General features: G+C 33.9%; 21 protein-coding genes. 7 read left to right on the forward strand and 14 right to left on the reverse strand.

Going from position 1 to position 23,341, the window contains the following annotated elements:
* Positions 1 to 18: 18 nt before the first annotated feature.
* Positions 19 to 657: a peroxiredoxin gene (locus tag ACHZDT_RS18885; protein WP_394776245.1), complete on the forward strand. Its 639-nt coding sequence runs from the start codon at positions 19 to 21 to the stop codon at positions 655 to 657.
* A 99-nt stretch (positions 658 to 756) separates the two neighbouring features.
* Here the strand turns inward: ACHZDT_RS18885 and ACHZDT_RS18890 are convergent, their stop codons facing one another.
* From ACHZDT_RS18890 to ACHZDT_RS18900, 3 genes are all read right to left on the reverse strand, one after another.
* Positions 757 to 3,006, reverse strand: coding sequence for a cation:proton antiporter (locus ACHZDT_RS18890; protein ID WP_394776247.1), 2,250 nt, complete (start codon positions 3,004 to 3,006; stop codon positions 757 to 759).
* A gap of 240 nt (positions 3,007 to 3,246) precedes the next feature.
* The gene (gene purB / locus ACHZDT_RS18895) at positions 3,247 to 4,593 is read right to left on the reverse strand and encodes an adenylosuccinate lyase (RefSeq protein ID WP_394776248.1); all 1,347 of its coding nucleotides are present in this window, start codon (positions 4,591 to 4,593) and stop codon (positions 3,247 to 3,249) included.
* Positions 4,594 to 4,817: 224 nt separating this feature from the next.
* Positions 4,818 to 5,507: an NAD-dependent deacetylase gene (locus tag ACHZDT_RS18900; protein ID WP_394776249.1), complete on the reverse strand. Its 690-nt coding sequence runs from the start codon at positions 5,505 to 5,507 to the stop codon at positions 4,818 to 4,820.
* Positions 5,508 to 5,650: 143 nt separating this feature from the next.
* On the opposite strand from ACHZDT_RS18900, the gene cysC reads away from it, so the two are divergent.
* From cysC to ACHZDT_RS18920, 4 genes are all read left to right on the forward strand, one after another.
* Positions 5,651 to 6,187 carry an adenylyl-sulfate kinase gene (gene cysC, locus ACHZDT_RS18905; protein ID WP_394776250.1) on the forward strand — a complete coding sequence of 179 codons (537 nt, stop codon included), beginning with the start codon at positions 5,651 to 5,653 and terminating at the stop codon, positions 6,185 to 6,187.
* A gap of 18 nt (positions 6,188 to 6,205) precedes the next feature.
* Positions 6,206 to 6,889 carry an aspartyl/asparaginyl beta-hydroxylase domain-containing protein gene (locus ACHZDT_RS18910; protein ID WP_394776251.1) on the forward strand — a complete coding sequence of 228 codons (684 nt, stop codon included), beginning with the start codon at positions 6,206 to 6,208 and terminating at the stop codon, positions 6,887 to 6,889.
* A gap of 8 nt (positions 6,890 to 6,897) precedes the next feature.
* Complete coding sequence (locus tag ACHZDT_RS18915; protein ID WP_394776252.1) at positions 6,898 to 7,857, forward strand: sulfotransferase family protein; 960 nt, start codon at positions 6,898 to 6,900, stop codon at positions 7,855 to 7,857.
* A gap of 72 nt (positions 7,858 to 7,929) precedes the next feature.
* On the forward strand, positions 7,930 to 8,592 hold the full coding sequence (locus tag ACHZDT_RS18920) for a TrmH family RNA methyltransferase (RefSeq protein WP_394776254.1): 663 nt from the start codon (positions 7,930 to 7,932) through the stop codon (positions 8,590 to 8,592).
* 119 nt (positions 8,593 to 8,711) lie between these two features.
* On the opposite strand, the gene ACHZDT_RS18925 is transcribed toward ACHZDT_RS18920, so the two are convergent.
* From ACHZDT_RS18925 to ACHZDT_RS18970, 10 genes are all read right to left on the reverse strand, one after another.
* The gene (locus ACHZDT_RS18925) at positions 8,712 to 9,593 is read right to left on the reverse strand and encodes a YARHG domain-containing protein (RefSeq protein WP_394776255.1); all 882 of its coding nucleotides are present in this window, start codon (positions 9,591 to 9,593) and stop codon (positions 8,712 to 8,714) included.
* A complete protein-coding gene (locus ACHZDT_RS18930; protein ID WP_394776256.1) occupies positions 9,590 to 10,156 on the reverse strand; it encodes a DUF2306 domain-containing protein in 567 nt (188 codons plus the stop codon). The genes ACHZDT_RS18925 and ACHZDT_RS18930 overlap by 4 nt, the downstream gene beginning before the upstream one ends.
* Before the next feature lie 174 nt (positions 10,157 to 10,330).
* Positions 10,331 to 11,290 carry a transporter gene (locus ACHZDT_RS18935; protein WP_394776258.1) on the reverse strand — a complete coding sequence of 320 codons (960 nt, stop codon included), beginning with the start codon at positions 11,288 to 11,290 and terminating at the stop codon, positions 10,331 to 10,333.
* A 385-nt stretch (positions 11,291 to 11,675) separates the two neighbouring features.
* Positions 11,676 to 12,716 (reverse strand): cytochrome-c peroxidase, encoded by a 1,041-nt coding sequence (locus ACHZDT_RS18940; protein WP_394776259.1) that lies wholly within the window; start codon positions 12,714 to 12,716, stop codon positions 11,676 to 11,678.
* 259 nt (positions 12,717 to 12,975) lie between these two features.
* Positions 12,976 to 13,779 (reverse strand): MbnP family protein, encoded by an 804-nt coding sequence (locus ACHZDT_RS18945; RefSeq protein WP_394776260.1) that lies wholly within the window; start codon positions 13,777 to 13,779, stop codon positions 12,976 to 12,978.
* A 117-nt stretch (positions 13,780 to 13,896) separates the two neighbouring features.
* On the reverse strand, positions 13,897 to 14,274 hold the full coding sequence (locus ACHZDT_RS18950; RefSeq protein ID WP_394776261.1) for a hypothetical protein: 378 nt from the start codon (positions 14,272 to 14,274) through the stop codon (positions 13,897 to 13,899).
* A gap of 167 nt (positions 14,275 to 14,441) precedes the next feature.
* On the reverse strand, positions 14,442 to 17,786 hold the full coding sequence (secA, locus tag ACHZDT_RS18955; protein ID WP_394776262.1) for a preprotein translocase subunit SecA: 3,345 nt from the start codon (positions 17,784 to 17,786) through the stop codon (positions 14,442 to 14,444).
* Positions 17,787 to 17,875: 89 nt separating this feature from the next.
* Entirely contained in the window at positions 17,876 to 18,097 is a 222-nt protein-coding gene (locus ACHZDT_RS18960; protein ID WP_007138072.1) for a DUF2795 domain-containing protein, read from the reverse strand.
* A 283-nt stretch (positions 18,098 to 18,380) separates the two neighbouring features.
* On the reverse strand, positions 18,381 to 18,950 hold the full coding sequence (locus ACHZDT_RS18965; RefSeq protein ID WP_394776263.1) for a cob(I)yrinic acid a,c-diamide adenosyltransferase: 570 nt from the start codon (positions 18,948 to 18,950) through the stop codon (positions 18,381 to 18,383).
* 95 nt (positions 18,951 to 19,045) lie between these two features.
* Entirely contained in the window at positions 19,046 to 19,732 is a 687-nt protein-coding gene (locus ACHZDT_RS18970) for an ABC transporter ATP-binding protein (RefSeq protein WP_213305377.1), read from the reverse strand.
* 297 nt (positions 19,733 to 20,029) lie between these two features.
* On the opposite strand from ACHZDT_RS18970, the gene ACHZDT_RS18975 reads away from it, so the two are divergent.
* Positions 20,030 to 20,689 carry a DUF6565 domain-containing protein gene (locus ACHZDT_RS18975; protein WP_394776264.1) on the forward strand — a complete coding sequence of 220 codons (660 nt, stop codon included), beginning with the start codon at positions 20,030 to 20,032 and terminating at the stop codon, positions 20,687 to 20,689.
* A 53-nt stretch (positions 20,690 to 20,742) separates the two neighbouring features.
* On the opposite strand, the gene ACHZDT_RS18980 is transcribed toward ACHZDT_RS18975, so the two are convergent.
* Entirely contained in the window at positions 20,743 to 21,522 is a 780-nt protein-coding gene (locus tag ACHZDT_RS18980) for an O-methyltransferase (RefSeq protein WP_394776265.1), read from the reverse strand.
* A gap of 183 nt (positions 21,523 to 21,705) precedes the next feature.
* On the opposite strand from ACHZDT_RS18980, the gene ACHZDT_RS18985 reads away from it, so the two are divergent.
* Positions 21,706 to 23,256, forward strand: coding sequence for an SDR family NAD(P)-dependent oxidoreductase (locus ACHZDT_RS18985; protein ID WP_394776306.1), 1,551 nt, complete (start codon positions 21,706 to 21,708; stop codon positions 23,254 to 23,256).
* Positions 23,257 to 23,341: the final 85 nt, after the last annotated feature.

Below are 23,341 nucleotides of genomic sequence, written 5' to 3' on the forward strand. Positions count from 1 at the left end.
ACTAAAAAAATATAAATTATGCCAACATTAAGATTAGGAGATATTGCTCCAGATTTTCATGCAGAAACAACCGAAGGGCCAATTAATTTTCATGAATGGTTAGGAGATTCCTGGGGAGTTTTATTTTCGCATCCCGCAGATTTTACCCCGGTTTGTACTACTGAATTAGGAACAGTTGCCAATTATGTTCCTGAATTTAAAAAGAGAAATACAAAAGTTATAGCCTTAAGTGTTGATGGTCTGGAATCTCATAAATTGTGGATTAAAGACATTAACGAAACTCAAAATACAACAGTTAATTTTCCTATAATTGCTGATGAAGATAAAATAATAGCGACTTTGTACGATATGCTGCATCCTAATGCAAGCGAGAAATTTACAGTGCGTTCGGTTTTTGTAATTGGACCTGATAAAAAGATAAAATTGACTTTGACATATCCGGCTTCAACAGGAAGAAATTTTGAAGAATTACTTCGTGTTATTGATAGTTTGCAATTAACGGCGAATTACAGCGTAGCAACTCCTGCAAACTGGAAAGATGGCGAAGATGTAGTAATTACACCAGCCGTTTTAGACAGTGATATTCCGGCGAAATTCCCAAAAGGGCATACTCCAATAAAACCTTATTTGCGAATGACACCGCAGCCTAATAAATAAAAGTTTCTAAGTTGCTGAGGCGCTGAGTTTCTAAGATTTAACAGTTTTTATATGAAAAAAAACTTAGTGCCTTAGAAACTCAGCACCTTAGTAGCTTATCTATAACTCTACAGGAACACTCTTTTTCATTAACTCGTTCATTCGTTTTTTATCACCAACGACCCAGATAATATCATTTTTTTCTAAGATTATTTGCGATTCCGGATTCAAAATTCGGTTACCGTTTCTTTCAATTCCCACGACAAGTCCGCCAGTTTTTCCTCTAAATTGACCAATACTTTTTTGGATAAAATCCTCATTGAAAATTTCCATTTGACGAAGCACAACATCTGATTCCTGAACGTTTTTAGCCGCTTCAACTTCATTTTGTAAATAAGTCGTAAACTGAGTAATTTGTTCATCGGTACCAATTACGCAAATTTCATCGCCGGGAAACAAACGCTCATTTTTAGTTGGAATTGGGATTGTGATTTCACCACGTCTGATAAAAGCAATATTGATTCCCATATTCTCTCTGATACGCAATTCTTCTAAAGTTTTACCCGCAAGATTAGATTCTTTACCAATATCAAAAATAGACATGTGACCGTCCCACGGCATTAAATTGGCATATCTTCTATCAATTTTTTTGTTTTCACGATCGTTAAGATTCTTCAAAAAGTGATTTTCTATTTTATGATATTGATCGTTCAGTTTTTTAGGAAATAGTTGATAAGCACCAATAGCAATAATCAACGCCACAAAAGCGACTAAAGGCGAGAAGAAAATATTCAGTAAAAATCCAACGAAAAACAAACCAAGACTCATTCTGATCAAAATCAACATCAAAAGTGCGCCACGATATTTTCGTTCTTCCCATAAGGTTTCGACTTCACTCACTTTTACACGTCGCAACGAAAGCGCCCATAAAAACGGAGCAATTACAACCAGAGTAATTAATGCCGCAAGCGTATTCCCAAAACGTGTATCAGCCACTAACGGCGCAACAAATTTTGAAGACAATAAAATAATCGCGGTAATAATTATAGTATGCAATATAATTTGTGTAACCGATGCGCGAAGTACAATTTGCCACGTACTTACAGATTTTATCGCTTGCGCATTTACGCTGTAACGGTTAATATTTTTAACCCATTTTTTTGGCAATTTTCGCTCTAAATATCCGGAAAAAGGATCTGAATATTTAATTAAAAACGGAGTTGTAAATGTTGTAATGGCAGAAACTGCAACAATTATTGGATATAAAAAATCACTGGTTACTTTAAGCGACATACCTAAAGTGGCAATAATAAACGAAAACTCACCAATTTGCGCCAAACTCATACCAGTCTGAACGGATTGTTTAAGCGGTTGTCCCGATAATAAAGCTCCAATAGACGAACTAAATGCTTTCCCGAAAATGGTCAATAACGTGATAAGCGCAACCGGCAACATATAGGTAACCAAAGTTTCGGGATTGATTAACATTCCCACTGATACAAAGAAAACCGCACCAAATAAATCTTTTACAGGCTGAATCAAATGCTCGATTTTTTCCGCCTGAGTAGTTTCTGCAATTATAGATCCCATTATAAAAGCACCAAGAGCAGGCGAGAAGCCAACATTTGCCGCAAACATAACCATCATTAAACAAAGCGCTAATGAAATAATCAGCAGCATTTCATCCGTTAAAAGATGTTTGGCTTTCTTTAAAACTGTTGGAATAATGAAAATTCCGCCTAAGAACCATATAATTAAAAAGAACACTAATTTTAAAACCGATTGTAATAATTCACCGCCTGAAACCTGATCGCTAACCGCAATTGTCGACAATAAGACCAACATTAAAATCGCCATAATATCTTCAACAATTAAGGCGCCAAAAACAATTCCGGCGAACTTTTTTCCCTTAACTCCCAGTTCATCAAACGCCCGAATAATTATAGTTGTAGACGAAATCGAAAGTGTCGCACCAAGAAAAATACTATCCATTTTCCCCCAGCCCATCCATTGTCCCACACAATAACCAATGATCGTCATGAATAAAATTTGCGTTATGGCGGTGATGGAAGATGTTCCTCCAACTTTCATCAATTTCTTAAAACTAAATTCAAGTCCCAAACTAAATAGCAAAAAGATCACCCCAATTTCAGCCCAGACTTCAACACTTTTCATATCTGTAATCGATGGAAAAAAGTCAAAATGGTTTCCGGCTAAAAATCCGGCGATTAAATAGCCTAAAACAAGAGGCTGTTTCATTTTTTTAAATATCAAAACAGCAATTCCGGCGGTCATCAGGATTAATCCCAAGTCGCTAATAAGAGGTTGTAAATGGTGTGTAGTTTCTGCAGCGGCGCTTAAGGCAATCATAAAGTGGTATTTTTTGTTCAGGAGCTAATCCAGCTTTCCATTTCAAGCTTTTACTCAAAACACCTATTTTTTAATCCCGTTTCAGGAGCTTCCTCCGGTCGCTCTGTCCCGGCAAAAAAATATGGTTTTTTTCGCAAAAGGCTTTTCATTTCACTCTGGGCTAAAGTCCTGACAAGATTTGTAAATAAAAAAAGCTATCGATAAAGATAGCTTTTTTTGAGAAAATATTTTGAGTTTTCTTTAGATTCCTACGTAATTACTAGGTGTTATAGCCATTAATTCTGCTCTAACAGCATCAGAAACTTCTAGCGTTGCAATAAAATTATGAATTGCTTTTTTGTCAATAGCTTCGTTAGTTCTCGTCAAACCTTTCAAAGCTTCATAAGGATTTGGATATGCTTCACGACGTAAAATAGTCTGAATCGCTTCGGCCACAACAGCCCAGTTTTTCTCTAAATCTTCAGCAAACTTAGGTTCGTTTAAAAGTAATTTGTTCAAACCTTTTAGAGAAGCTTCAAAAGCAATAATTGTATGACCAATTGGCACACCAATATTACGTAAAACAGTACTATCTGTTAAATCACGCTGTAATCTTGAAACAGGTAATTTAGCAGCCAAATGTTCAAAAATAGCATTTGCGATTCCTAAATTTCCTTCTGAATTTTCAAAATCAATAGGATTCACTTTATGTGGCATTGCCGATGATCCAATTTCTCCCTCTTTGATTCTTTGTTTAAAATAATCCATCGAAACATATGTCCAGATATCACGATCTAAATCGATAACGATCGTGTTGATTCTTTTTAAAGCATCAAAAAATGCAGCAAAATGATCATAATGTTCTATTTGAGTTGTTGGAAAAGAATGGTGTAAACCAAGATCAGTTTCAACAAATTTATTACCAAATTTTTTCCAGTCAATTTGTGGATATGCTACGTGATGTGCATTATAATTTCCTGTTGCACCACCAAATTTAGCGGCAAAGGGAATATTAAATAGCAAACGCATTTGCTCTTCAAGACGTTCTACAAAAACAAGGATTTCTTTACCCAAACGAGTAGGAGAAGCCGGTTGCCCGTGCGTACGGGCCAACATTGGGATGTCTTTCCATTCTGTGCTTAATTCTTTTAATTTAGAAATTAAACCAATTAGCGATGGTAAATAAACTTGTTCAAACGCATCTTTTGTAGAAAGTGGAATCGCAGTATTATTAATATCCTGAGAAGTTAAACCAAAGTGAATGAACTCTTTGTATTGAGATAAACCTAGTTTTTCAAAAGCATCTTTGATAAAATATTCAACCGCTTTTACATCGTGATTGGTTACTTTTTCAGTTTCTTTTATCCAAAGAGCATCTTCAGTAGAGAAATTTTTATAAATATCGCGTAAACTGTCAAATAAGCTTGAATTTACGCCTGCAAGTTGTGGCAAAGGAACTTCGCACAAAGCAATAAAGTATTCAATTTCAACTAATACACGGTATTTAATTAAAGCTTCTTCAGAGAAAAATGGAGCTAATGAAAGGGTCTTACTTCTATATCGTCCGTCGATTGGTGATATAGCATTCAATTCGTTTAAAGTAGTCATTGTTATGTTGTTTTTTCGAAAGGCACAAATATAAACAGAATTTGCGGATTAAAAGTTATCAAGTAGTCAATAGTCAGATGAAAAAGAAAAAATATAAACACAAATTTCACAAATTTTCACGAAGGTTGTTTCTTTTAATTTTTTGGAACTAAATATTAAAAAAACAGGCAGTAATTTTATTTTTAAGCCAATATTGATTCGTGTTAATTCGTAAGATTAGTGTTTTAAATTGATTTTAACCTTTCTCTCAATTCAGCCACACCTTCAGAAGCAATTTTTGCGATAACTTCAACTTTATTCTGAATATTTGGTATTGCAATTGGCTTTGGATCAATATAAAAAACCGGCGTAATACTATATGTATAAGAAATTAATCCGGCCGCTGGATAAACTTGCAATGAAGTCCCAATTACCGCAAAATAATCAGCAGTTTCAGTAATTGCAATCGCTTCTTCGAGAGCCGGAACATCCTCGCCAAACCAAACAATATGAGGACGTAATTGGTGTCCGTTTTCGTCCAGATCGCCAGTAAATAAATCATCTTGCCAATTCAGGATTAAATCACGGTTTCTGGTACTTCTCACTTTTAGTAATTCGCCGTGCAAATGCAAAACCTTTGTGCTTCCGGCACGTTCGTGTAAATCATCTACGTTTTGCGTAATAATATAAACATCAAAATCCTTTTCTAAGTCGGCTAAAATATAGTGACCTAAATTAGGTTTTACCTCTTTAAGTTGTTGTCGTCTTTTGTTGTAAAAGTCTAAAACCAATTCCTGATTTTTTCGCCATCCTTCAGGAGTTGCAACGTCCATTACGTCGTGACCTTCCCATAAACCATCGCTGTCGCGAAAAGTTTTAATACCACTTTCGGCACTAATTCCGGCTCCGGTTAAAACAACTAATTTCTTTTTCATGGTTCTTTAATTAAAAGATAAAAATAGTGATTTACTTGTGTTTCTTTTGAGTTTTTAGAAAACAATAAAAGCGTATTTATACTTATTGTTTCATTCTTACAAATTATTTATTTTTAAGGAGATTTAAAACAAAAGAAATTCCAATGATTTTAGTACAATTTACAGGTTTATCCGGTTCCGGTAAAACGACATTAGCCCAAAATGTTCGCCATTTGTTAATTGAAAACGGACATACGGCCGAAATAGTTGATGGCGATGTTTACCGCAAAACGATTTGCAAAGATTTAGGATTTTCTAAAGAAGACAGATGCGAAAATGTCAGGAGACTTTTTAATGTGGGGCGAAATTTTATTGAAGCAGATACAAAGATTGTTTTAATGTCGGTTATAAATCCTTATGAAAGTTTGCGAAATGAATTGCGAAAACATGAATTCGTCAGAACCGTATTTTTGGATTGTTCTATCAATAATCTAATTAAAAGAGATCCAAAAGGATTATATAAAAAAGCAATGCTTCCGGATAATGACATTAATAAAATAAATAACTTTACTGGAATAAGCGATGTTTTTGAAATTCCTGAAAAAGCAGATTTAATTCTAAAAACGGATCTGGAAACGGAGATTTTTTCGACTAATAAACTCTATAATTTCATCATTAATAATTTATCTGATTTTAAATAACTTAATTTTTTTAAAAGCATGAATCCATCTTCAAGCAAGCTTCCAATTTCTTTTTCCATAGATAAATTACAAAAAGAACTCGCAATATGCGAAAATGATTTATGGACACCACATTTTAATACAGGTCGTTATGAAGGAGATTGGACAAGTGTTTCCTTAAGATCACAATCCGGCCTTATAAACGATATTACATCTTTTGCAAATAGGGAATATAAAAATACAAACCTGCTTGATCGTTGCCAATATTTTCGAGAAATTATGGATTGGTTTGAATGTGAAAAAGAAGCAGTACGATTGCTTCGATTAGGACCAGAAAGCGAAATAAAAGAACATGTTGATAATGATACATCATACGAAGATGGTTTTTTCAGGATTCATATTCCTATTATTACGAACGATGAAGTATTTTTTTATGTCGATAAAAAACGTGTTCCTATGAAAACGGGCGAATGTTGGTATGCTAATTTTCAGCTTGTTCACAGCGTTGAAAATAAAAGTTCAGAACCGCGAATTCATCTTACAATTGATTGTATTAGAAACGATTGGTCTGATAAATTATTTGCAGAAATGGGTTTTGATATCCATTATTCTTCAAAAAAAGAACAATATTCAGATGAAGTCAAACAACAAATTATTGCTGAGCTTTCCAGAAATCCATCAGAGATTAATGCTAAAGTTATAGCAGATTTACTTGCAAAATAACATATTAAATGGAAAATATAAATCATCCACTTTCAAATTGGATTCCTTATAAGTTAATTGAAAAAGATAACGACATTTATTTTGAATGGATTTATTTGGCAGATATAAAATATGCTGAACCATTTTTTGATGAAACAATTTCAAAATGTAAAAGCCATGCTTATAATTCGCAATCCTTTAAAATAGTTAGTACGGTTGAAAATTTGATAGATTGGTCTCAGGAATTAATTTCGACAGAATTAAAATCATTAGTATTTCATGTTTCGCGATGTGGTTCTACAATGTTAAGTCAATCGTTAGCAACTTCTTCAGAAAATATCATGATATCCGAAGCGCCAATTATCGATGAAATTTTAAGAAGTGATAAATTTAATTCAGAAAAAAAGGCAGAACTTTTAAAAGCTGTTATTGCATTAATGGGACAAAAAAGATTTCCTGAACAAAAGAATCTGATTATAAAACTTGATGCGTGGCACATTTTTAAGGCCGATTATTTGAGATCAATTTTCCCAGAAATTCCTTTTGCATTACTTTACAGAAACCCAATTGAGGTTTTAAAATCACATCAAAAAATGGCAGGAATGCACATGGTTCCTAATGTTTTGCCGTCTGATATTTTTGGAATTTCGGCTCAGGAAATTGACGAAATTAGTTTTCAGCAATACAGAGCTTTGGTTTTAGAAAAATATTTTCAGGGTTTTCTGGATTTTTATGAAAGCGATCAAAATGTGACAAAACTCAATTATAATGATGGAATGAAAAATGTGATTGAAAAATTCATATCCTTTATTAATGTTGATTATCATAATGATGAATTGGAAAAAATGTATGAGCGTCTGAATAAACATTCTAAAGATGGAAACGCCGTTTTTAAAGGTGATTTTTTTAAAGAGGAATCTCTACAAATAGATTTTGAACAAGTTAATGCGCTGCATGAAAAATTAAACAATGCGCTTATCGAATTTTAGAATATTGAAAATGCTGGCTAATGTTTCTTTCTATTTTATTTAAAATGTATTTTTGCGACAAATACATACAAAATGATTGATTTAGATTACCTCGCTTTCCTTGAAAATATATTGACAGATAACCGTAAAGAGAAATTTTTAAAAGTATTGGGAAACCGAACGAAACATTTTACAATTGTTGTTGAAGATGTTTTTCAAATGCATAATACAAGTGCTGTAATGCGTAGTTGCGAGGTTTTTGGAATTCAGGAACTCAATGTCATCGAACAGCGTTACGGAAAAAAAATCGATAAAGAAATTGCAATGGGCGCTCAAAAATGGGTAGATATCAATCAGTTTGATTCCGTTACTAATTGTATTTCTACTTTAAAAGATCAGGGTTATCAAATTATTGCGACAACGCCTCACGAAAATGATTGTTTACTGGAAGATTTCGATATTACAAAACCAAGCGCATTATTTTTTGGCACAGAAAGAGACGGATTACCAGAAGAAATTCTCGAAAAAGCGGATGGTTTTCTTAAAATTCCAATGGTTGGTTTTACAGAGAGTTTAAATATCTCAGTTTCTGCCGCAATCATAATTCAAAACTTAACAAATAGATTACAAAATTCTGATATCAACTGGCACTTATCCGATGAAGAAATTCTGGAAAAACGTTTAGATTGGGCTAAGAATTCGATTAAAGACATCAACCGAATCGAAGCAAGATACTACGAAGAAAATCCTAAATAACTATTCCTGCAAGGTTTCCAAAACCTTGTAGGTATTCTGGATCATACTTATAATTTAAACCTACAAGGTTTTGGAAACCTTGCAGGATCAAGTCACTAAAAAGAATAAGATTTATAAATCTATCTTCCAAAAGAATCATAATTATCCTCAGCATATTTTTCAAAACGTTTCAATATCGCTATGTTTTGTTTTTCTGTAGATGTTAATTCACTATTTACATTACTTGAAATTGGGATATACCATTCAGCTCCATTAAAAAATTGACGAACTGTTTTTGTTTTAAAAGTGAGTCCGTGTCTCGCGAAGATTGTATTTCTAAGAATTTCTAAATCAATTTTCTTCAGATTTTTTATATCTGATTCTTTCAATTTTTGAGTAGACGAATTTATAGTATATACAAGTTCAGAAGCTACCCTATAAGTGGTTTCGCTATATTCTTCTCCATTATCCTCATTGTCCTCGTCTTCAATTTTAACTTTTTGTTCTTTCGGATTTTCATAATCAATAAAGTTTTGATCTTCAGAAAGCATTACAGTAGGATCGTATTTAAAATCTTTTTTAGTAAGTTCAAAACTTCTTTCAGTGACTTCTTTTTTATGATTATTGGCAATCCAAATTCCTGTCATTACTTTATTGTCCTTGATCTCAAAATCAAAAACGCCATCATTTTTATCATCACCCGGTTCGTTAAGTATAAAGTGAATTGTATTTCCGGTTTTAGTCATTTTTCCTTCAAGAGGTCGGTTGTTTCCAGCAACAATACTTTGACCAATAACTTTGTTTTCGGTTATTTTTTTAATCACGATATTAATTTTATTGCTGTACATTTCGCCCAAATCCTTGGTCGTATCACGCTCTTTTACAATAAAATCTCCCACCCAGGAACCGTAAAGTTCAGTTAAAATTTCTTTTTCTTGTGGTTCGGCTTTATCTGTTGCGATTTTATCTTTTTTACAGGAAATAAGGATAACAAGGAGTGACAAACAAAAAAGTTTCTTCATTTTTTTAATTGGTTATAAAGGTAATATTCAATGATTAATAAATTAGGAATCCAACCCAACCAAGCGATGATTTGATACAAATCCATTGGCGCAGGATGAAACAAATATACAAGAATTACCTTCCAAAAGCGTAAGGTAATTGCAGAAAAAGTTAAAGCAAAACTTCGTAACATAAACGCCTTATGTTGGGCAATATTTTTATTTTTTATGGATGTAAAACCTTTGAGCGTAAAATAAAACCATAGAATTGATAAAGTAACAAATGACATTTTAGCATACAATCCGCCATTAGCAAAAAGCCCAATAAACAAACCCGAAGGCGCGCTTAAAAAGAGAACTACAAAAACATAAAATTTACCAATATTTCTATGTGCGACAGGAAATTTCTTTAGGAAAGAAGGGCTTAATTGAAAAAATCCGGCAAGTAAAACAAATATTGCCGTATAAACATGCGTATAAAAAATAGGATAGTAAAACGGAATCTGATTAACCTCAGTTTGTTTTATTTGAAGAAAAGCCACATCATTCCTGAACGGAATATATTGCCAGGTTATTTTAATCATTAATATGAAAAAGTAACTAAAACAAATTATCCAAAGTAATCGTAAGGAAAGCCAAAGGTTATTTTTCAATTTATATTTCGCGTATTAATATCCGTCAAATATAAAAAATCCCTAATCACTTTTGCAATTAGGGATGACATTATTCAACGTGATTGTTAGAATACTGATAATTTATTATAAAGTATAATTCAGGTTCACGCTCCATCTGTAATTAGATTCCATATTGCCGCTTGATAAATTTTGATTGATAGGCAACATCACGTTTAACCCAACCGAAAACTTGTCTTTTCCGGCTTCAATACCAAATTTGCTAAACAAAATATCTCCTGCCGTATTGGGTAAATCCAGATTATATTGTTTGTTAGTTTGATAAACTTCACCCGCCAAACCAGCTTGCGGAACTATTTGAACTGATTTTAAATCAAACAAATAAAAGAAGGTTCCTGAATAATTAAACTGATCTCCGTATTGGTAATTTTTACTGTTTTCAGTTTTAAAAATATAATTTAGAGTCGTGTTTAAACCCAGATTTTTATGTTTGATCACATATTCAGAAATCACGGGAAAATCCCAACTTCCGGTTCCTAATTGAAAACTCTGGTTTACACTTCCTAAATTATTGGCTTCAGTAAATTTTCCTGTTGGAATCTTAACTCCTCCGCCAAGATTTATTTTATGCGTTAAAAATGTGCTGTCTTTTTTTGTTTCAAAAACCGTGTACAAAGCCATCACGGTAATATCTCCCAAACCAGAAATGTCTTCGGTTCCGGCAGTTAATTTTCTTTCGTTAAAATGATACGGAACCAATGCCGAAATCTGAATTTTCTCCGTAACCGGAATTCGCGCCCAAGCCTGAATAGTATTAAAATTTTCGTCAATCCACGGCGAATTGGCAAAGATTCCGTCGCGGCTCGTGTAGCTTTGTTTAAGATACCTCAAGCCAACAAAATTATTATTCAGCATAGAACCAAAACCCATACTTCCGCCACTTGCCGAACATCCGCAAGCATCGCAGTCAAAATCTTCCATCATTGCCAAACGCTGAAAAGTAAAGGCAGAAATACTATCTTTTACTGTAAAACTAAAGGCTGATGAACCAACCAAAAGAGCAAACATTACTATTATTTTTTTCATTTTCATTTTTTTTAGGAGCTGATCTCGCTTTCCGTTTCAAACTTTTTTCAAAATCCCATTTTTCTATAAGTTTACAAAGCTTCCTCCGGTCGCTCTATAAACTCAGGAAAAATAAGGTCTTTTTTCAAAAAGGCTTTCCACTTCAATCGGGGCTAGGACTCCAGTTTTTATTATAATTTTATTTTTTGCTACTCTTGATAACACAATCTTGTCATTTCGAGGAACGAGAAATCTTCGCAAGTAACTCCGTTTCTAAAATTGTCAATCTTTGTCGAGCTTCTCACGAAGATTTCTCGTTCCTCGAAATGACAAACTTTGCTAATATACTTTGTCAAGGCTTAAACCCACTTTATTGAAGCCTGTAACCTTTTTTTAAATTATCCTGTCAAAATTCTGAGAAACGTTTATCAGTTAAATATTGATTATCTGTCAACGTTTTCAGGAAAGCTATGATTTGTTTTTTATCCGTTTCAGAAAGTACAATTCCTAATTTTCCATTTTGTTTTAAGATAGGATCAAGAGTTGCCGAGTTTTCGATTCCGCTTGCATAATGATCGAGAACTCCTTCTAAACTTCCAAATCTTCCGTCGTGCATATAAGGTCCGGAAACCTCTACATTTCTTAAACTTGGCACTTTAAATTTGTAATAATCGGCAGCAAGTTCTGTTAGTCTGTAACGTCCAACATCATTAACCATTGGGTTTACGGCCAGACCATTGTTGCGAAAGGAATTATCAGTTTGTAAATCTGTTGCATGACAAGAAGCGCATTTTGATTTGAATAAATCGTAACCTGCCAATTCATCACTTGTCAAAGTTCCGCCAGTTTCGTTACGTCTGTATTTGTCAAATCTGGAGTTAGACGAAGTAACCATAACCATAAATTGCGAAAGTGCTCTCAGCATATTTTCGCTTGTAATTGCGCCGTCATCAAAAGCTTGTCCAAATAGTTTTTGATAATCCTTATCGGCTTTCATCATTTTTAAGATGTTATTCAAATTGCCGTTCATTTCTACAACATTCGTCAACGGAATTATAGGCTGCAAATCTAAATGATCTGCGGCGCCGTCGTACATAAATGTAGTTTGATACGCCAGATTCTGTATCGATGGAGTGTTTCTTGTTCCTTGCGCATTGTCTACGCCATGACTTACAGTATGTCCGTGATGTGTAAACGCGTTGGCTTGAATGTGACAAAAGCCACAGGAAACTATTCCGTCTGACGCTAAACGCCCGTCGTAGAAAAGTTTTTTGCCCAATTCAAAACCTTTTTCGGTTGGCGGATTCTGTGCAATATTGTATGCTAAATCAGGAAAGTTTGCCGGAACTGTAAATTCTAAAGGAATGTTTACATATTCATCGTCCTGATCAGAACAACTCCATAACAACGGAATCATCAGCCATAGAAAATATTTTATTTTCAGCATGATTTTTTTAAATTAAAAAAGCAAGACAATGTATTTTTTTTGCCACGAATTGCACGAATTTGCACAAATTGCATGAGATTAAAATTTTCTTGTTGTGATGCTCTTTGGGTTTTTAGAAGTACAAAAGTTTCTTTCATAGCCCCGATAGAAGCGATATCCTTTTGTGGCGGTCCCGAGGCTTCGGGAGCCACATAAGATATAGCGGATAGCGGGACTTTGGTTCTTGTAAAACCGAAACTTTATGCTCCTGAAAATAAAATTAGTCGTTATGTACGTGGTCTACTTTGAACATTGTTGAAATGTTTTGAGTAATAAGCGGTAAGTTCGCGCCGCCCATAATCATAGCGCCCATTCCGCCAGCGTTATTGTCTGAAAGTTTGATTTTATTGGTTCCATCAATGACTTTAGATAAATCGATCTTGAAATGAATTGTTGGCGTAATTGTAGTACGAACCAATGCTTTTGTGGGTAAATCAAGCGTCACTTCAGTATAATTATAATCGGTTCCGGTTTTACCGGTATGAATCATAAAAGGAGTTGGATTAGTAACGGTTGGCGATGTAAAAGTACCTTCTAAAGCAAAGAATTTGTAGCCAGCTGCCCAAGTCCACAACATTCCTGCATCATTAGCTTTTGCCAGGAAATCACCTTGTCCGGCAGCGCCTAATTTCCATTGTTCTTCATCAACTCCAATTCCGTATTTTACTTTTACGTAATCTCCGGCAGGAATATCTGTAAGTTTAAATTCGTGTCCGTCTGCTGAACTTTCGTCTGCAATAAAGTAGCTTTTGCTTTTTGGGTAGGTAAAAATTGTTCCGTCAGCTTTTGTTAAAACTACATTGCTGATGATATATTTTACGAGGCTTATTTTTAATACTTCGTTGTTAGAAGTTGTGTTTCCCTGTGTGTTTAAAATCAAATCGTTTGCGCCAAAACCGTTGTCATATTCCAGAACTAAACTTCCTGATCCTGAGACATCATTTTTATTATCGTCGTTTGAACATGAACTTATTGCTATAGAAATTGCTGCAATAGCAAATGCTTTGTATAAAGTATTTTTCATTTTTATGAATTTTATATAATTGAAATTTTAAATTTTGGATGTGCGTAAACACGATTTCATTGTTTAGTAACAATGAAATATTCATTTCAATAAGAAATTGAAATGCGATTTAAAAAATTATATAAAATAGGATGGAGGACGGAATGTCGCAATCGAAACCGAAATTGGTTTGTCGTCTAAAGTGGCAAAAAGTTTTGCTTTAGAAGTTATTGAAGCTACTAATTTGAATGTTGGTGTGATTGTATTTTGAATGTAAACAACTTCTGATTTTTCTTTCAGGTTGTTTTGCATTTTCTTTTCGTTATCGGCATATTTTTTTAAACTTTTTTGAAGTTCACATCGACCGTTACAAGTATTGTAAAGCATTTTGCGTTGTACACAAATGGTTTTTGAAATTTCGTCCTGATTTAATTTGAATGAAGTGTAAACAAAGAAGTTGCCAAATGATGGCACTAATAGCATACAGGAAAGTAATATGATAAAAAACTTCTTCAAAAGTAAATTTCGTTATTTCAATAGCAAAAATACATTTTATTATTTTTAAATATTATGATTTTTGTCATTTAACATAAAAAAATCCCAAACTACAATTTGTAATTTGGGATTTTTGATAAGAAACCCGACAGGTTTTAAAAACCTGTCGGGTCTAATTCTTGATCTAATTATTCTTTAATAATAACCCAAGCTCCTGAAGCTAAAAGAGTTTCTGCTTTTTTGAATTTCATTGTTTCTGTTTTACCGGTTGCAACTTCCTGAACTGTTACGGTATCATTACGATTGATTTTCGGATTATCTCTCACAATGGTTTCTGTAACCTGACGTTGTTGTGTTTCTCCGGCTTCGCGGTTGATGTCTTCGCTGTTTACGATTTCGTCTTTGCTTAATTTGAAGTTTTCTTTTTGACGAACTTCTTTTGCTTCGTGAATTTCAGGAACGTTTTGAGCTGGTAAATCACCTTTGAATAAGAATGAAATAACTTCTTTATTAACATTATCTAACATTCCTCTAAACAAATTAAAAGCTTCTAATTTGTAAATAAGCAATGGATCTTTTTGTTCGTGAACGGCTAATTGAACTGATTGTTTCAATTCGTCCATTTTACGTAAATGTTTTTTCCAGGCTTCATCAACAATAGACAATGTGATGTTTTTTTCAAAATCAGCAATTAATTGAGCACCTTCGCTCTCATACGCTTTTTTCAAATCTGTAACAACATTCAACGTTTTGATTCCATCTGTAAATGGAACTACAATGCGTTCAAAATGATTGTTTGGTTCTTCGTAAACTCCTTGTATGATTGGGAAAGCTTCTCTTGCGCTTCTTTCCGTTTTTTCTGTATAGAAAGCTAAAGTTTCTTTGTAAATTCTTCCTGTAATTTCAATATCAGATAATTTTGAAAAATCAGCCTCAGAAATTGGAGAAGTGATTGAGAAGTAACGAATCAAATCAAATTCGAAATTCTTGAAATCGTTAACCGGTTTAGTTTGACTTACAATTAATTCGCAAGTGTCATATAACATATTCGCGATATCCAGTTTCAAACGCTCACCAAATAATGCATGACGACGACGTTTGTAAACTACTTCACGTTGAGAGTTCATAACGTCATCATATTCTAATAAACGTTTACGAACACCAAAGTTGTTTTCTTCTACTTTTTTCTGAGCACGCTCGATAGATTTAGTCATCATTGAATGCTGGATAACTTCACCTTCCTGAAGTCCCATTCTGTCCATTACTTTAGCCACTCTTTCAGAACCAAATAAACGCATTAGGTTATCTTCAAGAGAAACATAAAACTGAGAACTTCCCGGATCTCCCTGACGTCCTGCACGACCACGTAACTGTCTGTCAACACGACGTGAATCATGACGTTCTGTACCCACAATTGCTAAACCTCCTGCGGCTTTTACTTCTGGAGATAATTTAATATCCGTACCACGACCAGCCATGTTTGTTGCAATAGTTACAACTCCGGCTTTACCTGCTTCTTCTACAATCTGAGCTTCTTGTTTGTGCATTTTAGCATTCAAAACGTTATGTGTAACGCCTCTCATTTTCAACATTCGGCTTAATAATTCTGAAATCTCTACAGAAGTTGTTCCAATTAAAACTGGTCTTCCTGCATTTGATAATTCAGTCACATCTTCAATTACAGCGTTGAATTTCTCACGTGTAGTTTTGTAGATATAATCTTCTTTGTCTTGTCTCAACATAGCACGGTTTGTTGGGATTTCAACTACGTCTAATTTATAGATCTGCCATAACTCTCCAGCTTCTGTAACTGCTGTTCCTGTCATACCACCTAATTTGCTGTACATTCTGAAATAATTCTGTAATGTAACCGTTGCAAAAGTTTGTGTAGCAGCTTCGATTTTTACATTTTCCTTAGCTTCAATCGCCTGGTGTAATCCGTCAGAATAACGACGGCCATCCATGATACGACCTGTTTGTTCATCGACAATCATAATTTTGTTGTCCATGATCACGTATTCTACGTCTTTTTCAAAAAGAGCATACGCTTTTAAAAGCTGAGTAAGGGTGTGAATACGCTCGCTTTTTACTCCAAAATCCTGAAATAATTTTTCTTTAGCTTCTGCTTCACCATCTTTATCCAGTTTTTGTTTTTCGATAGCAGCAATTTCAGTTCCAATATCCGGAAGTACAAAAAAGTCCGGATCTGTATCTCCTGAAAGGTATTGAATACCATTATCAGTTAATTCAACCTGATTATTTTTTTCTTCAATTACAAAATACAAAGCTTCATCAACTTTATGCATTTCGCGATTGTTATCCTGCATGTATTGATTTTCAGTTTTTTGAAGCAATTGTTTGATTCCTTCTTCACTCAAAAATTTAATTAATGCTTTATTTCTAGGTAAACTTCTGTAAGCTCTCAATAATAAGAAACCACCTTCTTTAGTGTTTCCTTCTTTGATTAATCTTTTAGCTTCTGATAAAAATCCATTTGCTAACTGACGTTGTTGTGCTACTAAGTTTTCGATTTTTGGTTTCAACTCATTAAATTCATGACGATCTCCTTGCGGAACTGGTCCTGAAATAATAAGTGGTGTTCTTGCATCATCAATTAATACTGAATCGACCTCATCGACGATTGCATAATTGTGTTTTCTTTGCACTAAATCTCCTGGAGAATGTGCCATGTTATCTCTCAAATAGTCAAAACCAAATTCATTATTGGTTCCGTAAGTGATATCAGCGTCGTATGCTTTTTTTCTTTGCTCTGTGCTTGGCTGGTGATTATCAATACAATCAACAGTTAAACCATGAAATTCGAATAATGGTGCTTTCCATGTACTATCACGTTTTGCAAGATAATCATTCACAGTTACTAAGTGAACTCCGTTTCCTGTCAAGGCGTTTAAGTAAAGTGGAAGTGTTGCAACCAAAGTTTTACCTTCACCTGTTTGCATTTCGGCAACTTTACCTTCGTGCAAAACCATACCACCAATTAACTGAACATCATAATGAATCATGTCCCACGTAATTTCTTTACCGGCAGCATTCCATTTGTTTGCCCAAACTGCTTTATCACCGTCAATAGTGATATACGTTTTTGAAGCTGAAAATTCTCTGTCTTTTGGAGTTGCAGTAACTTCAATAAAAGAATTGTCTTTAAAACGACGAGCAGTTTCTTTAACAACAGAAAAAGCTTCAGGAAGAATTTCTAATAAAGTGTTTTCTGAAATTTCATAAGCCTCTTTTTCAAGAGAATCTATAGCATCATAAAGATCTTCTCTTTTGTCGATGTCTTCAATGTTTTCTACTTCCGCTTTAAGCGCAGCAATTTTAGCATCTTTATCCGCTCTGGCTTCTTTTATTTTTTCTTTAAAATATGCGGTTCTGGCTCTCAATTCGTCGTGAGACAAACTCATTAAGCTGGTTTCGAATGTTTTAATTTTAGTTAAATAGGGCTGTAAAGCTTTGACATCTTTCTGTGACTTATCACCTACAAAGACTTTTATAATACTGTTTATGAAACTCATGATTTATGGTATTTCTATTTTTTATGTAAATGTGTATTTGAACCAAAAAAAAAGCCTCTGTGATGAGACTTTTTTCTTTGGTTTATTTTTTAATATTCATCCTCGTTCCAAAGATAATCTTCGTCTGTTGGATAATCAGGCCAAATTTCTTCCATTGATTCATATATCTCTCCTTCGTCTTCAATTGACTGAAGGTTTTCTACTACTTCTAATGGAGCACCAGCTCTAATGGCGTAGTCTATAAGTTCATCTTTGTTAGCAGGCCATGGCGCATCACTTAAATAAGATGCTAATTCTAATGTCCAATACATCTGTTATCTGTTTAGTTTGTGCAAAAATAAATTTTTTACTGAAAAAGACAAGTAAAATTTGATTTATTTTAATAAAATTTAAGAACGTCTCTTGTTAAATTCCAATATTTAAACTCCAAATTCCAAAAAAGAAGCTGAAATCTCTATTATTAGAGTGTGTTAATCCAAAAAAAATAATTCCAAATTTCAATACCTTGAAAGCTTGTAATTGTTTTAAAATTCAAAGAATTTTATTTTTTTCTTTGGAATTTGGGATTTCAAAAAATTGGAATTAGCAGAAAATTTATTTTCTGGGAATCCATTTCACTTCCTCCGCTTTTAAGTCTGACGACAACTTCCGTGCCAAGACAAAAAGGTAGTCAGAAAGTCGGTTTAAGTACATGATTGCGATTTCCGGAACATGTTCATTGTGACTTAAATGTACTGCCAGCCGCTCTGCGCGACGACAAATGCAACGGGCAATATGACAATGTGACACAGTTGGATGTCCTCCAGGCAAAACAAAATGAGTCATTTGCGGAAGGCTTTCTTCCATTTTGTCAATTTCGTTTTCTAATAATTCGATATCAGTATCTATGATCCCAAGATTTTTTAATCTGAGTTCACCGTTTTTCAAGACTTCTTTTTCTGCGGGAGTTGCTAAAATTGCGCCTACGGTAAATAAACGGTCCTGAATTTCGATTAAAATCGTTTTATAATGTGAATCCATTTCCTGATCACGAATGAGTCCTATATAGGAGTTCAATTCGTCAACAGTTCCATAACTGTCAATTCGTATGTGATCTTTAGGAACGCGCGTGCCTCCAAAAAGAGCCGTTGTTCCTTTATCGCCTGTTTTTGTGTATACTTTCATTTTTTTAAGGTACTAAGGTTCTGAGGTGCTAAGTGACTAAGTTTTTTGTTTTTTTCAGTTTAATAAATAAACGATTAACCAAATAAACGATTGAACTATTTCGTTGTGTCACTTTCAATCAAACCATCCCGCAAACGAATTACGCGATGTGCATAAGCTGCGATATCTTCTTCGTGTGTTACTAAAATAACAGTATTTCCTTGTTCGTGTATATCACCAAAAAGCTTCATAATCTCTACAGAAGTTTTACTGTCTAAGTTTCCCGTTGGTTCATCGGCTAATATAATCGAAGGTTTATTGACTAAGGCGCGGGCAATTGCAACACGCTGACGTTGTCCTCCGGAAAGCTGATTCGGTTGGTGATCCATTCTGTCAGCAAGATTAACTTGTTTTAATACCTCAATCGCACGTTCATTACGTTCAGATTTTGAATATCCGGCATAAATCATAGGTAAAGCGACATTGTCTAAAGCGGTTGTTCTGGGTAAAAGATTAAAAGTCTGAAATACAAATCCAATTTCTTTGTTCCGAATTCCCGCCAATTCATCATCTTTCATTTGGCTCACATCTTTTCCGTTCAATACATAATGCCCGGAAGTTGGTGTATCCAGGCAACCTAATAAGTTCATTAAAGTTGATTTTCCAGATCCTGACGGTCCCATTAAAGCCACGTATTCGCCTTTGTTGATTTCTAAATCTATACCTTTTAAAACATAGACAATTTCGTTACCCAGTACAAAATCTCTTTTGATGTTGGTTATTTTAATTAATGGATTTGCCATTTTGATTTACAATTTTGGATTTAAAAGTACAAAACACTTTTCAATAAACGATAAGTAGCTCAAAATTGATTTTTGTTACAGATCCTAGTGTTTACAGCAACTTTTTAAATCCTCTAAAAAAAGATATTATAGGAAATGAAAAAGTTGTTATATGATTTTAAATTGTTTTTACATAATTATCATATTTTGCATTTTTTATTAAATTATTTTTACATTTAATATTAAATTTTTGATAATAATTTAATATTATTAAATTTTTTAACTATATTTGTTATGTAATATTAAATAAGCAAAATTATGAAGAACATACAATTATTATCGGGAATTGCATTAATTGCACTAAGTTTAACTTCTTGTAAAGATAAAAAACAAGAAAAAGCTCAAAAAACAATCGACTCTTATGTAGCCTACGTCGATTCAGTAAAAAATGTGAAAGCTGACGATTTGAAAGCCGATTGGAAAAATGTTGACGCTGAGTATGATAGAAGAGCCGCAGAAGCTCAAACTGCGCTTGCAGATATTAAAGATAACTCAGCTGCAACAGAAAAAATCAATGCGAGCAAAGTGAAGTATGAAGAATTTAAAAATGAAATGACCACCGTTTTTGCCCCTCCAGCTCCAAGCCCAAAACAACAATTAAGAAACGCCTTATTTGGTGAAGGAAAAATTGGCGATGATATGAATTTTGACTGGGTAAATGCTAAAAATATTCATAGTGTATACCAACAATTTGTTCATACCGTAGAGGATAATAAAGATAAATATTCTCGTGAAGATTGGGATGAAGTGAAATTGATGTATGAAGCACTTGACAGCCGTAAAAATACAGTTGAAAAAGAAGGACTTACATCTGAAGATAATAGAAAAATTGCAGGTTTAAAATTAAAATTCGCACCAATGTATACTGTTAACAGAATTGGAGCTAAATCTGAAGAAAATAAAGAAGCCAAAAAATAATTGGTAAAATTGAATTAGTATTAAAAAAGACAATCAGCGATGATTGTCTTTTTTTATGCCCTAATCACAAAATGTTCTTTTTCCTGCTCGTACCTGAAAAACACAAATCCCCATTGAAAAGTGTCAATCGTTACGGTCACTTTTGAATGGTTTTTAATGATTTCCCAAGCTTCTTCCATTTCCGGTGACCAATGAATATCGTCAAAAATCCAGACTGAATCATTTGTAATTGTGGTTAACAAGAGATCAAAATAAGCTAAAGTTGCTTTTTTAGAATGATTACCGTCGAAATAAATAAGGTCGTAATCTGTTGATTGGAGATTTGTCGAAATTAAAAAGTTTTCAAATTCAGTTATTACCGAATCTACATTATTGAAATTGAATTTTTGTAATTGCAATTGACATTGATTTCCAGTTTCAGGACAACCTTCTAATGTAATTATTTTTGCTTTCGGATTACCTAATGCTAAAGCAGAAGTAGCCAAACCCAATGAAGTTCCAATTTCAAGAATGTTTTTTGGCTGAAAATAATTAGTAACCCTAAAAAGCAATTCGGCACGCTTTGGCGAAATCCCTGCAGTTTTGGCTATTTTAGAAATTTGTCTTTTATTCGATTTAAAAACTTTTGATCCTGCGCCAAAATCGGTTACATCAATAAAATTTTTATTTTCTAAAAGAGATTTTCTGTAATTCTGTAGAATCAAATATTCCGGTTTTGGTTTTTTATCGTAAAAAGATTTTGTCAATAAATTAAAAACGAAAGGAGAGTGAACGCCATGTTCGTTTTTCGATTTCCAAAGAAATTTTAAATAAGATTTTATTTGAAATAGCATAGTAAAAGTTACATATAAGCGCGAAGATACAAAAAAGGAGAAAGTACAAAGTCGTAAAGTCAAAAGTCGAAAGTTTTAAGGACATTCGTATTACTTTATGGCTTTTGACTTTACGACTTTAGACTTTTAAAAGACTATATTTGTGGACTTTAAATTTAAGCTAATAGTAATACGTTTTTTATGATGTTGAAGGAAGAAATAGAAGATAGAAGTACAATATCTTCTGAGGAAATTAATCGATGCATTGCTATTTTAGCACAGTTGAATACGAATACAGATCAGATATTTGATATCCCGAAAGAACAACGAATTGCTCTAATCAAGGAAGCAGGAATGTTTTCCAGACCAGATAAAGGTGAGTTTTCAAGAAGGGTTAAAGATGGTTTGCAAGCTGCGAAACGTAAAAAAGAAAAGAAAGACAAAACCGCTCGTAAAGAAACCGGAATTCGTTATGCGCGTGAGGCAAGTATATTTGTTGCGCCAAAATTATTAGCTTTTAATGATCTTGCGCACAAAGAGCAATTAGAACTTGAAACGCCAAGAAATTGTTACGTATGTAAAACCGAATTTACTAAAATGCACCACTTTTATGACACGATGTGTACAGATTGTGGTGATTTTAATTATGCAAAACGTTTCCAGACTGCTGATGTAAAAGGACAAGTTGCCATTATTACAGGTTCTCGTTTAAAAATTGGTTATCATATTACATTGATGCTTTTGCGTGGCGGAGCAACTGTAATTGCTACAACTCGTTTTCCGGTAGATTCGGCTTTGCGGTTTGCTAAGGAAGATGATTTTATGGAATGGGGACATCGCTTAAAAATTCACGGTTTAGATTTAAGACATATTCCGAGTGTAGAAATTTTCTGTAATTTTATTGAACAAAAATACGAACGTTTAGATATTCTGATTAATAATGCGGCTCAAACTGTAAGGCGTCCGGCTGGTTTTTATTCCCATTTAATGGAGAATGAAGAATTGCCAATAAGCGCGTTGCCTAAACAAGCTCAGGAATTATTATTAGATCATCTTAATTGTCTGGATGAATTGAAGATGCTGACAAGCGGAGCTTCTTCAAACGAGAATATGCCGGTAACCTGGCACGGACCTGAACCTGGAATTGGTTTGAGGGCTTCTGCCAAATTATCTCAAATTCCTTATTCTTTTGATAATGCATTAGTGGCAAATGAAGTTTTTCCGGAAGGAGAACTTGATGCCGATTTACAACAAGTTGATTTACGCAAAACAAATAGTTGGCGTTTACGCTTAGGTCAAATCGAAACTACAGAAATGATCGAAGTACAGCTGGTCAATTCTGTTGCGCCTTTTGTATTATGTAACCGACTTTCGGAAGTAATGAAAAAAGATAATACGGGGCAAAAGCACATTATAAATGTTTCGGCAATGGAAGGGAAATTTCATCGCTTTTTTAAAGAAGATCGTCATCCGCATACCAATATGGCAAAAGCTGCCTTGAATATGTTAACGCATACTTCATCCGGAACTTTAGCAAAACACGGCATTTTTATGAATGCTGTTGATACGGGTTGGGTAACTGACGAAGATCCTGCCGAATTAGCGAAGAAAAAAAAAGAACTGGAAGATTTTCAACCGCCATTAGATATTGTTGATGGCGCAGCTCGTGTCATGGATCCTTTATTTGACGGAATCAATACAGGAAAACACTGGTGCGGTAAATTCCTGAAAGATTATAATCCGATTCCGTGGTAGGTTTTTAGTTTTCAGTCTCGATCTCAGTTTTCAGTCTGAAATTCTATTCTAATAAAAATAAAAAACCACAACAGAATAAATTTTG

Source organism: Flavobacterium sp. (assembly GCF_043722275.1).
Taxonomy (GTDB): Bacteria; Bacteroidota; Bacteroidia; order Flavobacteriales; family Flavobacteriaceae; genus Flavobacterium.